This window comes from Saccharophagus degradans 2-40, assembly GCF_000013665.1.
GTDB lineage: Bacteria > Pseudomonadota > Gammaproteobacteria > Pseudomonadales > Cellvibrionaceae > Saccharophagus > Saccharophagus degradans.
The window spans coordinates 4,352,826-4,368,017 of sequence record NC_007912.1 but is presented as its reverse complement, the minus strand read 5'-3'; the positions used below and the strand labels follow the sequence as shown (position 1 = coordinate 4,368,017).

Below are 15,192 nucleotides of genomic sequence, written 5' to 3'. Positions count from 1 at the left end.
TTGATTTTTGTTAAAAACGAAATAATAGCAAATGGCTTACATCATAAGTAGGGTAGGTACCGTGGATAAATTGCAAACTATTAAAGTGTTTATTGAAGTCGCTAAATTGCATAGTTTCTCGTCTGCTGCTGAGGTGCTGGGCATGTCGGCGCCTGCAGCTACGCGCGCGGTTGCGGAATTGGAAGGGCGTTTACGCGTCAAATTGTTTAACCGCACTACCCGTTTGGTACGGCTAACCGAATCGGGTAGGCGCTTTTTCAATAGTGCTGTGGCTATTATCGAGGATTTAGAAGAAGCAGAAGCCGCGGCAGCAGGGCTATACGCTACACCGGCTGGCACTCTAACGGTAACTGCTCCAGTGGTTTTTGGTCAGAAACATGTGATCCCTATTGTTAATGAGTACTTAGGCTTGTACTCGGGAGTAAGTGTAAATGCGATGTTTTACGATCGAATAACAAGTTTATTGGAAGAGGAGCTTGATGTTGCCATTCGTATAGGCCATTTAAAAGACTCAAATCTGTATGCGACTCAAGTTGGCTCAGTTAGACGTATCGTGTGTGGCTCGCCGCGTTATTTTAAAAAACGTGGAGTGCCCAAATGCCCTGAAGATTTACATGAACATGATTTGATTTTCCCAAAGACCTATGAGGGTACAACTACTTGGCAATTTAGAAATGGCGATAAAACAGAACGACTAAAGCTGAATCCAAGATTGACGTGTAATCAAAATGGGGCTGCGTTAAGAGCCGCAGTTGAAGGGCATGGCATTACTCGCTTGATGTCTTATCAGGTCGGTGAAGAATTAGAGAAAGGTAATCTTGAGAGTATTTTGACTGGTTACGAAGAGGCTCCTTTACCGGTGAATGTTGTTCATTTAGAGGGCCGCCGTGCGAATGCAAAAGTACGGTCATTTATTGATTTAGCCGTAGAGCGGCTGAGAGAGAATCCATTTATTAGCGGAAATATTTAAATCTATAGCAATATTGATGTTAATTAATATGGTTTTATTTAACTTGCATTTATACATATGTATATAGGGTTTAGCGGAGGATTATCTGCAGTTGCGTTAAAGATCCATTTCTATGCGTTGCCCGTTTCTGCTCTTTTTTTATTGTTTGCGTACGGCCTAATTAGGTCAATTAATAGAAGGATAGTTATATCCGAAACCGGCTTATTGGTTGAGGAGTCTTCTTCATTCGAGTTCCCTTGGTCAACCCTCCGAAGGGCTACGACTAAGTCACAATTATTGCCTAGAGGTGGCGCGTGCCTTTGGTCGGTATTAGATACTCGGAATGACGCGGCTTATGCAAATAATACCGTGAGAAAATTAAATAAGTTAATTGGTATAGATGGCACTCCTGTATGTAATCTTGCAAATTATGAAGGGGATGCAGACGACATTGTGTCGATTATAAATTCGAGGGCAGTGCTTTAAAGCGGAAAAGGAACTAACTGTATTTAGACGAATATAGATACAGGGAGCCGGTTCAATCGGCAGTGCTTTTGTTCGAGTTATAATGTTTGTTGATGATCTATAGTTGAAGTGTATAAACCACAAAAAAGCCCACAAATATTTCTGTGGGCTTTTGGGAAAATATAGTGTTTAAAATTCGCTAGTTAAAAGCTTGGTACACTACAATCTAATACGACCTAACCTGCACATATTTACAATTGTTACTAGGTGTAAAGCGTATAACGCGACCGGTAAATGAATCGGCTGAATGATAGTTGGCGCTTATGGTTAAGTTGCCTGTGCCATCGCGGGATTCCACCACACCTCTAAAATCGCATGAAGCGTTGTCGCTATCCCATACCTGTAGGGTATTGCCTGCAAGGTTCTCTGAGAATTTAACACAGTTAACGTTGTTAAGGTTTAATTCTCTTTTTACGCCTTGTGATACTTCTGCAATGCCTGCGCAGTATGCGCCGCTTGCATTGCTACCAGAGCTATTATCAGTATTTGAATCGTTTAAAGAGTCGCAGCGTTCGTTACCGCACATGCAGATACTTGCGTTAGATGCGCTGCCGGCACAATCCATAGCGCCGTCAAAAAAACTGTACTCTGCGCGGCATTGATTGGTGGTATCGCATTGGTCTGTGCTGGTTTCTACTTGCACACTTTTAACGTAGCAATTTTTTATTGTTCTTGGTTTGGGGTCGCCAAACGTTTGGTTGTTGCATGGTAAATCGCTGGTTTGGTTGTAGTGATAATTAAAACTATCGCCAGCGCCATAGGCTACGTTCATAGTGCCAGTTATATTTACTGTACCGCCTTCTCGTGCAGAAAAGGTATAGCCTGCGGGGCCGTCATTACTTGGGTTAGATGTTTCTGAATTACCTAGGCCTAGATCAATTATTTGAACGTATATAGGTAATTGAGTGCTATCGCCTTTAGCTTGCATATAGTAATAAAGTTTGCCGTTGTAAATATGCGGCACACCGTGGGCAAAACTTTTTCCGCTATTGGTTTCGTAAATAGTAGTGAAATTATTGGTTCCTCCGTTAGCTTTTTTTACAAACGGGCGACCGCCTTTTAGGCCAATAATGTAAACATTGTTGGCGTAGGTGTACAACTGTGTGGCGCCCGAAAAGTCGGTTGTGTGCCTAAAGTTGGCCGCGCCTTTGGGTTTGTAAGAGTGTAGGTGTTTTACAACATTGTTCTTTTTGTCTTTCACTTGGCTAATTATATGTACATCGCCGCGATCGGTTACTGTAAAGTCAAAACCGCCAACAATATATACTTCGTTTTTACCTGTGGCTTCAACTAAGTTACCGGGTTCGTAAATTTTAATTCTATCGGCGTTTGCGAAAGGAATATTAAAGCCCGCGCCTGTGTGGTCTTTCCATTGGCTTTTTCCGCTTTGGTCGTTTGAGTAGGCGTAGTAAATTCCGTTTTGATATTCGTACTTATCATTCTTATTGCCGCTTCGGCGCTGGAACGCTACTTGTAGTTTTCCGTCTACGTATTTCATTCTGCCGTATAGGCCCCAGTTATAAGCTTGGCCTTTTGTTTTAGCGTTTAGATGATTAAATTGCGTTAGCCTATCCCACTTGCTGGTGTTAGCGTTGTATTTAGAAAAAACATAGGCGCCGTTGTCGTTACCGCCCACGCGCATGTGCATTAATAAGTCGTTATCGTCGTTTAAGAAAAAATACGGGTAGGTTAAATCTTGAAACTGAGCTGGGTCTGCCGTGCCGTTTAAGCTTACGTGGTTATAGTCGTTGGGGCCGTCTTTTACAAATAGGCTTAGCTTAAAATCGTTATCGGCAACGGTAGCCGCATTTTCTACGGAATAGGCGTAGCGAAAGTAGTCATCGCGGAAAGCGCCGCTGTTTGCGTAGGAGTGCATATCAAACAGTAAATGTATTTTTTCGTCTTTCGGGCTAATACCAATGGCAATAGTATTGTGGGATTCGCCTATCCACCACTTGCCATTGAAGCCAGTGTGGCGGTGTGGAAACTCAATGGTTTTAACTACGCCAGTTCTGGTGTTATAGCGGGATAGCATCATATGGCGATCGAATTTTCCGCCGCGATACCAGGTGGTAAAAATGAAGTTTTTATATACTTTTATTGCATCACCGTGGGCGGATATTCTGCCGCCAAATTTATAATCGTATACGCCGGTGCCGTTATCTTCTGCATTGCTGCCCACTTTGCGGCCGTTAAAATACAGGGCGTTGTCTGCCACTTTGTATTCTTTTTCGAGTTGTACTTGGGCTTGGGTATTAAGCGCTAGCAATATCGCAATAGCGCTGACTATGCCGTGCGAAAGCAGGCGCGATATGTTTTTTAGGTTCACTAGTGAATCTCCAATTAGGTTGAACTGTTATTTTTGTATGTGTTGCTAGCCTCTATCGATTGGCCCTATGTATGGCGTACCTTGTGGTTTGCATAGGGGCAGTGGGTGAACTGCAGAGGCTGGGCGGGTGTGTTGTTGCAAACATGCCTACCATTAGCTTACCAACGTCAAATTATGTGCTGATGGCAAGGTGGTAAGGCCATTATGCCTGTGGTTTTGCCTCCTATATGTGTTTCTGCTCACAAAATATGATTCTTTAAATATAACCTCTTGATTGTGGCTTGCTGCCCAGTTTGCGTCGCTTGGGCTATAACTGCTTTGTACTTAATGTTGTCTTGCGTGAAGCGAGCTTTAAGTGAGGTTGCGCAAACAAAATCTAAGTGATGTTGGATAGATTACATACATGAACTTAATAAATATATTGTGCTGGTGCTTACTATCTTTTTATAGCTTTATTTGTTCGGCTTGTTGGTAGTGGTTTGAGGGCGGGGGAGAGTGATTGCAGGCAATTCTCTTTTACTTAGGCCATTTTAAGCTTGTTGATTGTATGTTTTTAGAGCGTCTGCGTTGTTACATTTGTGCTCATTACTTACTACTTAGAGTTCTCTTACGGTAAAGTCCCCAACAAACAAAATTACCTACGTTTGTTGTTCTGAGTACTTACTATCTATCGTTGGCTGAAGGTGCACCAGAGGTTTGTCGTTCAAAAGTGAATGGCGTTACAGAGGAATCAAAATAGATTGCTGTGACTATATTGGTTGAAGAGTAGCCCACTGTTTGCCATGTGTTCATGGGGCCTAAGGTTTTGTGTTGGTCTGATTTAAACGCTAAACTCTCGGAATCCACATGAGTTTACGCCAATTATGCAGCAATTATTTAGGTACATCTCTCTTCTCGAGCCCACTCGCGGTATTTCAAAGCATGATTTTAATAGGCGCTACGCCCATTGGGACATGTCTTCACGTCAAATTCAAATATCTGCTATTAGCTTTTTAACTGCCGTATTGTACGTGGCCTTTGCATTTTTGGAAAAACCTTGGGCTAGCGAGCAAGTAGAAGTGCTAATGTTTAAGCTGCATATTTTTGTAAATGTTCCATTGCTATTGGGGTTAAGCTTTTTGGCCTATAAGCAGCGTTTTTATCGCTATGTAATGCCTTCCTTTGCTGCCCTACCCATTGTATCCATGTCCTGCCATGCGGTTATTGCTAGCAAGCTGGTAAATTACACGCCGTTCGCACCCGAAGCCTATTTGGGTGTGGTGTGGATATTCGTTGTATCTGGTATGACTTTTCGCTATGCCTTAATCAGTGCCATTACAGCGCTGTGTATATTAGCTGGGTCGGCTTTCTATTTTATCGAGCAACAGAGTAGTTACGTAATGCATGTATTTTGGTTGGCATGCAGCTTTTCGTTCGGTTTTTTGGGGGCGCTTATGCTTGATAGATCCCGCAAGCAGTTCTTTGTTAGTCAGCAAGAGTTACAACACCTAGCTGTTACCGACCCGTTAACCGGCCTTTACAATCGCAATCAATTGAACATTGTGCTTAATAAAGAGATGGCGCGCGAGCAGCGCTATAACCGATCTTTTGGGTTGTTGGTAATAGATGTAGATTTCTTTAAAAGCATTAATGATTCCTTCGGACACGAAGCTGGGGATAATGTATTAAAACAAATATCGCAAGACCTGCTGCAATCGGTACGTAAAATCGATACGGTAATTCGCTGGGGCGGAGAAGAATTTATTGTTGTTGCGAGTGAGGTGGATAAACAAAGTATTGTGGCCTTGAGTGAAAATTTGTGTAAGAAAATAGAGGGTAGTGAATTTAACGGGGTAGGGCGTGTAACGGTTAGCATAGGGGCTACTTTATACAAGCTGGATGACACCCCATCTGACCTGCTTAGCCGTGCAGATAAGGCTTTGTATAAGGCTAAAGAAACCGGTCGAAATATTGCTATTTATACGTCCTAGTATCAACCTCGAGGCGCGGTTGTAGTGTCCGTATCTACCGCGTTTAGGCGGGTGGCACTCGGGATGCAGTGGCGTAGCAAATAAATAACGTTGAAAGAATATTCATTATTGGCCTAAAAAGCCAACTTACTCCCCGCATAAATCAACATTACCGCCAACCCTGGGCGCAAGTACTTATCTGAAACGCGATGGGCAAGATGGCTACCAACAAATACACCCGGTAGCGAACCGATAAGTAAATTGAACAGTAAATTCCAATCCACATTTCCCACGCTGGCGTGGCCTAAGCCTGCTACCAGCGTAAGCGGCACTGCGTGCGCAATTTCGGTTCCTACAAGGCGTACAACAGGTAAAAACGGGAACAGCAAAAATAAAGCAACGGTTCCCAGCGCGCCCGCGCCAATAGAGGTAAGCGTAACGATTACCCCCATTACCAACCCAACTATTATCGTGGCGGCATTTTGATGTGAGCCGGTTAGTCGGGTTATCCATATATCGTTTTGTCGGCTGTAACGCATTATTTGTTGCTTAAATAAAATGACGAAAGCGGTAATTAAAATGGTCCAGCCTAGGCCCACTTTAATAAGCGTGTTTACTGTTTCGGAATCAAACCCGCTAGCGCTTAAAAACCAAAGCGTCGCCAGTGCAGCGGGAATACTACCGCAGCATAGTAAGCCTGCAATACGCCAATCAACATTGCGCTTTTTATGGTGTACGTAAATACCGCCGCCTTTGGTAATGGCGGCGTAGAGTAAGTCTGTGCCAACAGACACAGCAGGCGAAACGCCAAAATGAATGAGTATGGGCGTCATAAGCGAGCCGCCGCCCACCCCTGTTAAGCCAACAACAAACCCCACTAGCAAACCAGCTAACGCAAAAAAGTACAAAAATTCCATGCTGCTCTACTCTAAAAATAATATGTATGGTGATACACCAAAAGCAGGTATTCACGCGCTGCGCAGATTAGCAGTACTGCTTGAATATTGATAATGCTATTAAGTTTGGGCGCTAGATTGGTTGGCTATAAATAATATGGTCTTGCTAAGTAAGGCCCGAAAGCTAGTCTCGAACAACCAAACACCTATGACTTTGCATAGCGGTTTAAGCTGGTCTAGCGTGTCGCCTGCGATAAATTCAGGCTACAAAACATTACAGCGCGAAGTGCTAGCCGAATTAGTAAGAGTGAAAGATGAAAAGGTGGCTCACGCCAACGCAGAATTTTACCAAACAGTAGCGCTGTTGTTCGTAGTGTTAATCGGTATTCTGGTTGTGTCTTATATTATTGCTTCAAGTATTTCGAAGCCACTAAAACAATTTGTTAAGTCGTTTATTCATTTGGCCGAGTCTAAAGATATGGGGCTGCAGGTAGATGAGCGCGGGGACAATGAGCTGGCCGAGCTAGGTGCAGCTTTTAATATGCTGGTAAACAGCTTTAATGAGGCGCTAATAGGTGTGCGAACCCATGCCTCTTCTATGAATAACATAAATGTAGAAACGGCAGAGGCAATGCGCACAGCATTGCAGCTATCTGGCAATCAGTTAACGGCTACAGATAGTATATCGGTGGCCGTTAATGAAATGACAGCAACTATTCAGGAAGTTTCTAACATGGCTCAGAATACGTCTGAAGCTGTGCAAAAAGCCCACGAAATTTCTGTTTCTAGTGTTAAAAATGCCGATAGAAGCCGTGAGTTAATGGAGAGCCTAACCGTAGAGCTGGGTAACACTTCCAAGGTGGTAGGTGTATTAAATGATGAAGCCACGCAAATAAGTGGTGTACTTAACGTTATTCAAGGCATAGCAGAGCAAACAAATTTACTTGCGCTGAATGCCGTAATTGAGGCTGCCCGAGCAGGCGAGATGGGGCGGGGGTTTGCGGTAGTGGCCGATGAGGTGAGAAGCTTGGCCCGCAGAACACAGGAGTCGACAGAACAAATACGAGATCAAGTTCAATCGCTATTGAGCGGTGCCGATTCTGCAACGGAAAACATGGCCAAATTACAGCAAGAAGGTTTGCGCTCAGTTGAAATAGTAATGGAAACCTCTGCAGCGTTTAACGTACTAAAAGGTGAACTAGACAGCATTACCGATATGGCCACGCAAATTGCGGTTGCAACAGAAGAGCAAACATCGGTTTCCAGCGAGATTAATCGCCGCATTTGTGCGGTTAAAGATGATTCTGAGCAGTTGGCGAGCCAGGCGACCACCACAATGAAAATGACCGATTCGGTTGCAGTTGAGGGGCGGCTGCTACAGGAACATATAGATAAATTTAAAACGAAAGGTTAGTCAGTTGCACCTGTTATGCGTTAGCGGACTCGATTCCAGTAGCATGGCTTAGGCTTTAGCTGGTGTGGGGATGGAAAAGCGTTATGTCGTAGTGTGTAAATTAAACAATTGTCGTAGGAATCATTATTTGGTAATGTCCGTCTATTTTTTATAGGGATTGTTGATGAATAAAATAATTTTACTACTGACTTTAATGGCCGTTGGCGGTTGTTCAATTGCACAATATCCGGTTAAGCGTCCAATGACAGATGAAGGCCTAGCTGTGGTTAAGTCTGCGGATGTTGTCGTGAATCAAGACCATTACGGTGTAGGTGTGTCATGGTATCGCGTAGATAGCAGCGCAACAGGGTCGCAATACGGCTTTATTGGAGCGATAGTTGCCGCGACTATGGATGCAATTATTAACGCAGGGCCCTCTTCTCGTGCAAGTAAAGCTGCTGAGGAGGTGGCAGCGGCAGCCTCAACAGACTATTTAAATGAGTCGCTGATTAATAGCCTAAAAGACGCAAGTAAAGAGCTTTCTGGCGAAGGCTACAGTGTAACGTTTGATTCAGTGAATAGTGTCGTTAAGCTTGAGCCTGAAGACACCAATAAAAAGCTTACTGTGGGTGTTAGTTACTTACTTTCGCAGGAAGCGAGCCAGTTAAAAGTAAGTGCAACTGCAGGCTATTGGAATGACCAAATCAAATATGTGACTCCCTACGACTTCGATGGCAAATCCCCGCCCAAGTCTGAGTTATCTGGAGCGATTTATCTAAATAATTTCAATTACTACTCAGATACCTTGGCGCTACCTGTCGTGTCTCCCGAAATAGAACAAGAGTTAGTTTCACAGATAAAAGAGCGCTATACCGACGAAAACGGAAAGTTACCTGTGGAAGGTTCGGATGATTTCAAAAAGTATAAAAAAGAGATGGAAGAGGCGACTGATGGTAAGCTGAGTAAATCAGAAATGTCGATTTTTCTTATTCGTACTTGGTTGGCAGATGATGCCCAGCTTTTGAAGCAAGAGGTTAAAAAAGCGCACGACTTTTTTGCTAAAAGCATCATTCAAGACTTTCATCGCTTAGATGTCCCTTCCTTTGAAGGACAAGATAAAGAAGTTGAAGTAGATGAAAATGGAAGAAGAGTGATTATTGTTGGTAGTGGCTATGGGGCTGGTGGGATTGAATCTAGGCCTGCAGCAGTAACAGAAATTGCTACATGGGCTAACGCAACTCAATATTCAAAAGACAACCTTGATAAAGTGAAAGAAATTCGCGCTGCTAATAAGAAAAAGTAGTAGAGTTGTTGAGTGATGTTTCAAGCACTGCGTTATGCATTTTTATTGAGCTCGCTTCTTTTGTGCTCTTGCGTGACCCCTAGGTATGGTCCATTAACCTCCAGTAACCTGCATGCTGGGGGCTATACCGATAGCATTAGTGCTGAAGGGGTATACGCATTAAAATACGAGCTTACGGGTGGGGTAAATCTTGTCGATACTATCAAGTCGCATTGGCATCAGAGAGCAAGTGAACTTTGCCCGCAGGGCTATGACTATTTATATGAGCGTTTAGATAGAACACTTTCTTCCGCGGCTGGGCAATATTATTACTATGAGCTTGTAGGCGTTGTTACCTGCTCTAAACAATCAGCTAATGACGTCTGATACTATTTAGTTGTTTTGCTCAGTTTTTTGCATTAAGTGTTATGAGGAGGCGATTGTCTCCTCACAATACAAATACTGTCGCCAAAGTTAGTACTTAAATGGATGCTAACTTTGGTGTGTTTTTACCCCTCCTACTCTGTCGAATTTCTAATTGTTCCTTAGCTCACCCCCAATAGCTTTTTAAGCCACGCTGTTCGGGGCACGCACCAATAGCATACTAAGCAACCCGTTACGGTAATTACAGTTACCAAAATGGGCTCTAACCAAGGGCTCAGTGAATACGAACTAAACCAGTACACAGCAACAACAATTATTGTTTGATGCACAATGTAAAAACAGAAAACACCTTTGTTGGCTTTGCTAATAAACTTATTTGGCTTGTTAAAAAAGTGCTGCCCGTAACCTAGTACAGTCATTAGCCAAAGCCAAGTATTTGCAGGCCATAGTATGCTGCGAATTGTGTTCTCGTAATTATTTAGCCATGGTATATACGTGCTTAGCTCACCACCATGAATAAAAAATAAAATTAAAGCATAGGTTAATGTTGCAGCCACTACCGATAAGGTGCGTAACTGATGAATGGCTTGCCATAGCGTGGTACTGCGAACTGCGAGTACACCGAAAATAAAAGCGAAAAAATAACGCGCATTGTTGTACCAGTCATTGACTAGGTCAAAGGTGGTGGGATAGGCCTGCCAAAGTGTTTCGCCAATAATAAAGAGTGTGGCGATAGGTAGTATATATAGACCAAGCCCAATGCTTGCTTTGGGTAATACATTAATTACAGGTGCAATTTTGGCTGTGTAGCTGTTGCATATAAGTGGGTAAATAGCCCATGCCACAAGACTGTATGCGAGTAGATACGGCAGGTACCACAGGTGGTTCCAGGTTAGGTTTGTATATGCACCGCGAATGTAGGCAGGGGGCAGAGGCTCGCCTAGGCCAACGGCGGAACCTGCGTAGTCTTGCCAAAAACTAAAGAAGTTAGTGTCCGCTAGCAGGCCCTTACTTTTTAACTCTATATACACCTGTGGGGCAACAATAATAAACATTCCGAAGAATAGCGCGGGCAGCACACGCCCAGTTATCCCTGTAGCAAATCGCCAGCTTGGCTCGCGAGCAAGCTGAAACGAAACGGCTGCACCACTAATTATAAATAACAGAGGCATTCGCCACTGATTAGACCACAGCATAAGGTTTTGTAAAAATTCACTTTGGTGACTGCTTTTAACATGCCAGCCCCAGTCCGCCACATAGGCCATACCTATGTGGTAAATAATAAGTAAGCCAAAGGCCAATACCCGCAACCAATCTAGCTCGTGTTTACGCGTATGTGCCCAATGCTGTATACCTTGTTGCATTGCTATCTCTCTTTTGTAACGTGTATTTTCTAGCGCTATAGCGCAAAATGGTTACTTTAGTGTGCGAGTGTTGGGGTAAATGCAGTACGCTTAAGTGATTGAATTAATTGAAATTGTGATAAGTGGCAGATAGCTGTGACGAAAATTACTGAGAAACTTGGGTTTGAGTGTGAGTAAACAATTACCAAATGCCGAGCGGCTAAAAAATAACTTTATTACATACCCTAATCGGTGGGCTATTGGCCTTCTTTCAGCGTGGATGCTATTGAATACCTTGGTGTTAGCTACCACCGATTTGATGGAGGCTAAACGTGTTGGTAGAGAGTTAGCCGTGTGGGAACCCTTTTGCTGGGAGTTAAGCAGTATTGTGCTTATTGTTTTGGCGGTGTGGCCCATAGCGCGCATCGACGAAAAGTTAAAAGCCAAGCTGCCGCTACTGGGTGTGTGCGCTGCCCATGCTGCCCTTGTTATACCTTTCTCGGTTATACATGTGACGGGTATGGTGTGGCTAAGAAAGCTATGTTACTGGCTAGTAGGGTGGGAGTATAAGTTTGGTAATGTGGTTTACGAGTTTTTATATGAATTGCGTAAGGATGCAATGACCTACATCACTATTTTAATTGTAATAAATTGCTTTCAGTTTATTGTGCGCCGGCTACAAGGGGAGGCGAGCTATGTGCAAGAAAGTGAAACAAGTACAAAACCAATACCCGATAGATTGTTGGTTAAAAAGCTAGGCAAAGAATTCTTAATTTCCGTGGCAGATATAGACTGGGTTGAAGCCAGCGGCAACTATGCGAATTTGCACGTTAAAAACAGTGTTTACCCTATGCGCATTACTATGACGAAGTTAGAGCGATTGTTACCGGAGGGGGTATTTAGTCGCGTGCACCGTTCCGCTATTGTGAATATAAATCGGGTGACGCATTTGCAGCCGCTCGATTCGGGTGATTACACTATTTATTTGGCAAGTGGAGCAGAAGTCTCACTGTCGCGACGCTACCGCGATAATTTTCGCGCAACGAGTGCAACTGCAGCAGGTTAAAAACGAATTAAGGGGGAAGAATGGAAAGCGATATTATTTACCAAGGTAGCCAGTTTTTTGTGGGAGTAGGCACACTTGCGCTAATAAATTGTGTGCTGGCGCAAAGTAAAAACCGCAGCGGTTTGTTGTGGTTTTTTATCTCGTTATTTATTGGCCCTTTGGCAACGCTTATTATTGCTGTGTTAGATAAGTTGCCAGAGCACGGTGGTTGAAAAATTAGAGTGTGTGGCATTTGTTAGTTGGATGATGCTTGCGGTGCCACTTTATTGGGATTGGGAGGATGTGTAATTATTAGTATGGTCGCAAGCTATCTGGAATGAGTATTTGTGCGCCAAATTGCCAGTAGTGTACTTTTCTAAACCTCATTTCGGTTTTTACGATTCCAAATAACCCCGCTTTTTATTTATTTCTTTTTATCATTAAAAGAAGAATCAGTTCATGTTATTCGCTCAATAAATGTTATTTTGCATGTTAACTGCTATGTCATGTAACCGATTTTGTGTAGTATACAAGCGCCTAGAAAGGCGTTAAGGCGGTTTACTGTCTTTCTTTTCTTTGGCCGTTTTTATGCGCCATAAATATGGATTGTTTAGTCGTTTTTTCTTTTTTCTAGGTTGTTCATCAACGTATTCTAATAAAAGTAATAACAGTAATGCCCTTGGCACACGCAGTAATTAATTACTGTTGGTGGCATGGCTCACAAGGCTCAGTGCCACCCGAAAGCGCGCGGTTTTAATGTGCGTAATCAATATAACTATTAAGCCCGTTATAAAAACAAGGGCATCATGTTTGCGATAACACTTCTTCCTTAATGAGGATAAATAATGAAAATCAACACTCTCTTTACGCCTTTGCGTACTGTGGGTGCTGCAGTTGCGATAGCTTTATCGCCTGTAGCCTTTGCAGACGTAACGTGCGAAGTAACGAACTTTAACCAGTGGAATAGTGGCTACCAAGCCGATGTTCGTGTTACAAACAGCGGTAGCGCTGTTAGTGGCTGGACCGTAAATTTAAATTTTGCCTCAGCCCCGCAAATGACAAATGGCTGGAACGCAGCTTTGAGTACTAGCGGCAATACAATTAGTGCATCTAATATTAGTTGGAATGGCAATTTGGGTAATGGTCAGTCCACCAGCTTTGGTTTTCAGGGCAATTCAAATGGTAACTTGGCAACGCCAACGTGTGTAGGTAGCGGTACGGGGTCTTCTAGCAGCTCTTCATCCAGCTCTACTTCTAGCACAAGCTCATCATCTACAAGTTCTTCTAGCACGTCTTCTACTAGCTCTAGCAGTTCATCCTCTGGTGGTGAATGTGTAGAAATGTGTAAGTGGTATCAAGATGCACCGCGCCCATTATGTAATAATCAAGACAGTGGTTGGGGTTGGGAAAACAATCAAAGCTGTATTGGTCGCACTACTTGTAACAGCCAATCTGGCAATGGTGGTGTAATTAATAGTTGCCCAAGTTCTTCAAGTTCTTCAAGTTCTTCTAGCACTTCGTCTACCAGCTCATCTAGTACTTCAAGTACTTCATCGAGCTCAACAAGTAGTACTTCAAGCACTTCATCAAGTTCCACAAGCTCTACTAGCAGCAGCTCAACCTCTAGCACTAGCTCGTCGTCTTCAAGTGGTGGTGGAGTATTCCGCGTAGATGCTACCGGTAATATTACTAAAAATGGTGAAGTACTGCCTGTTCGTTGTGGTAACTGGTTTGGTCTAGAGGGCCAGCACGAGCCTTCAGATGCGCAAAATAACCCAGGCGGTGCGCCGCTTGAATTATATGTTGGCAACATGTGGTGGGTAGATAGTGGCCGCACTATTCAGCAAACCATGAGCGAAATTACCGCCCAAGGTATCAACATGGTTCGCTTGCCTATTGCACCGCAAACATTAAACCCTAACGACCCTCAAGGTGTGGGTGATGTGCGCAACGGCGGCGTGCTTAAAAATCACGAATCTGTGCAGCAAACCAATGCACGTCAAGCGTTAGAAGACTTCATTGTTCAAGCTAACGAAAATGACATTCAAGTGCTAATTGATATTCACTCTTGTAGTAACTACGTGGGTTGGCGTGCAGGCCGTTTAGATGCAGAGCCTCCTTATGTGGATGCAACGCGAGTGGGTTATGACTTTACCCGTGAAGATTATTCTTGTGGCACCAATGTGGGCCCAGGTGTAACTGTGCACGAGTACAACGAGGAAATTTGGTTAAACAACTTGCGTGAGATTGCTGGTTTATCTGAATCCTTGGGCGTTGATAATATTATCGGTATCGATATTTTTAACGAACCATGGGATTACACTTGGGAAGAGTGGAAAGCACTTTCTGAAAGCGCTTATCAAGCCATTAGCGAAGTTAACCCAGATATTCTAATCTTTGTTGAGGGTGTTGCAGGCGGCACGGGTGCTGGTGTTGATGTGCCACATGGAGACGAGTCTTCTAACCCTAACTGGGGCGAAAACTTTTATCCTGCGCAAACTGCTCCGCTTAATATTCCAAAAGATCGTCTAGTTATTTCACCGCATACCTATGGCCCATCTGTATTTGTTCAGCGTCAATTTATGGACCCGAATGATCCAGAGTGTGTTGGTTTAGAAGGTGATGAGGCGGCTGAAGCTGGCTGTCAAATTGTTATCGATTATGCAACCTTAGCAGCTGGTTGGGATGAGCATTTCGGCTTCTTACGTGAGCAAGGCTTTGCCATGGTAGTGGGTGAGTTTGGTGGCAACATGGATTGGCCAAATGGCACGCGCCAAGCAGAAAAAGATATGTGGAGCCACATCACCCCTGGAATCGACAGACAGTGGCAAGAAGCGTTTGTTGACTACATGGTTGAGAAAAACATCCAAGCTTGTTACTGGTCAATTAACCCAGAGTCTGGCGACACTGGCGGTTGGTATGGTCACGAGTACGACCCTGTTTCTAACGATGCAGGTTGGGGGCGTTGGTTAGACTTCGATTCTCGCAAAACTAACTTACTTAAAGAGCTTTGGGGTATTTAATCTCAAGCTGTAGGTGACTAATTGTTAGAGGTTAGTTGCCATTTTAAGTAAACAGAGGCCGGCCCTGCGCAAGT

Annotated in this window: 12 protein-coding genes; 8 read left to right on the top strand and 4 right to left on the bottom strand. The window is 43.6% G+C overall.

What is annotated here, in order from left to right; genetic code table 11:
* The first annotated feature begins 61 nt into the window (after positions 1-61).
* The gene (locus SDE_RS17935; RefSeq protein WP_041324874.1) at positions 62-970 is read left to right on the top strand and encodes a LysR family transcriptional regulator; all 909 of its coding nucleotides are present in this window, start codon (positions 62-64) and stop codon (positions 968-970) included.
* Positions 971-1,640: 670 nt separating this feature from the next.
* On the opposite strand, the gene SDE_RS17925 is transcribed toward SDE_RS17935, so the two are convergent.
* Together SDE_RS17925 and SDE_RS22745 are read right to left on the bottom strand one after the other, a co-directional pair.
* Positions 1,641-3,803: a BNR-4 repeat-containing protein gene (locus SDE_RS17925; protein WP_011469899.1), complete on the bottom strand. Its 2,163-nt coding sequence runs from the start codon at positions 3,801-3,803 to the stop codon at positions 1,641-1,643.
* 663 nt (positions 3,804-4,466) lie between these two features.
* Positions 4,467-4,649 carry a hypothetical protein gene (locus SDE_RS22745; RefSeq protein WP_143710921.1) on the bottom strand — a complete coding sequence of 61 codons (183 nt, stop codon included), beginning with the start codon at positions 4,647-4,649 and terminating at the stop codon, positions 4,467-4,469.
* A gap of 107 nt (positions 4,650-4,756) precedes the next feature.
* On the opposite strand from SDE_RS22745, the gene SDE_RS17920 reads away from it, so the two are divergent.
* The gene (locus SDE_RS17920) at positions 4,757-5,773 is read left to right on the top strand and encodes a GGDEF domain-containing protein (protein WP_226986448.1); all 1,017 of its coding nucleotides are present in this window, start codon (positions 4,757-4,759) and stop codon (positions 5,771-5,773) included.
* 113 nt (positions 5,774-5,886) lie between these two features.
* Here the strand turns inward: SDE_RS17920 and SDE_RS17915 are convergent, their stop codons facing one another.
* Positions 5,887-6,669 carry a sulfite exporter TauE/SafE family protein gene (locus SDE_RS17915; protein WP_011469897.1) on the bottom strand — a complete coding sequence of 261 codons (783 nt, stop codon included), beginning with the start codon at positions 6,667-6,669 and terminating at the stop codon, positions 5,887-5,889.
* Positions 6,670-6,856: 187 nt separating this feature from the next.
* Between SDE_RS17915 and SDE_RS17910 the strand changes: the two genes are divergently transcribed.
* The 3 genes from SDE_RS17910 to SDE_RS17900 all read left to right on the top strand — a co-directional run bounded on the left by SDE_RS17910 (position 6,857) and on the right by SDE_RS17900 (position 9,710).
* Positions 6,857-8,062, top strand: a complete 1,206-nt coding sequence (locus SDE_RS17910) for a methyl-accepting chemotaxis protein (protein WP_041324871.1) — start codon at positions 6,857-6,859, stop codon at positions 8,060-8,062.
* A gap of 163 nt (positions 8,063-8,225) precedes the next feature.
* On the top strand, positions 8,226-9,344 hold the full coding sequence (locus SDE_RS17905; protein ID WP_011469895.1) for a hypothetical protein: 1,119 nt from the start codon (positions 8,226-8,228) through the stop codon (positions 9,342-9,344).
* A gap of 72 nt (positions 9,345-9,416) precedes the next feature.
* Positions 9,417-9,710: a hypothetical protein gene (locus SDE_RS17900; protein WP_143710920.1), complete on the top strand. Its 294-nt coding sequence runs from the start codon at positions 9,417-9,419 to the stop codon at positions 9,708-9,710.
* Positions 9,711-9,868: 158 nt separating this feature from the next.
* On the opposite strand, the gene SDE_RS17895 is transcribed toward SDE_RS17900, so the two are convergent.
* Positions 9,869-11,071 carry an acyltransferase family protein gene (locus SDE_RS17895; protein ID WP_011469894.1) on the bottom strand — a complete coding sequence of 401 codons (1,203 nt, stop codon included), beginning with the start codon at positions 11,069-11,071 and terminating at the stop codon, positions 9,869-9,871.
* A gap of 169 nt (positions 11,072-11,240) precedes the next feature.
* Here SDE_RS17895 and SDE_RS17890 point away from each other — a divergent pair, with 169 nt between their 5' ends.
* The 3 genes from SDE_RS17890 to SDE_RS22105 all read left to right on the top strand — a co-directional run bounded on the left by SDE_RS17890 (position 11,241) and on the right by SDE_RS22105 (position 15,118).
* Entirely contained in the window at positions 11,241-12,116 is an 876-nt protein-coding gene (locus SDE_RS17890) for a LytR/AlgR family response regulator transcription factor (RefSeq protein ID WP_011469893.1), read from the top strand.
* A gap of 20 nt (positions 12,117-12,136) precedes the next feature.
* Entirely contained in the window at positions 12,137-12,328 is a 192-nt protein-coding gene (locus SDE_RS17885; RefSeq protein WP_011469892.1) for a hypothetical protein, read from the top strand.
* A 612-nt stretch (positions 12,329-12,940) separates the two neighbouring features.
* Entirely contained in the window at positions 12,941-15,118 is a 2,178-nt protein-coding gene (locus SDE_RS22105; RefSeq protein ID WP_011469891.1) for a cellulase family glycosylhydrolase, read from the top strand.
* Positions 15,119-15,192 lie beyond the last annotated feature (74 nt).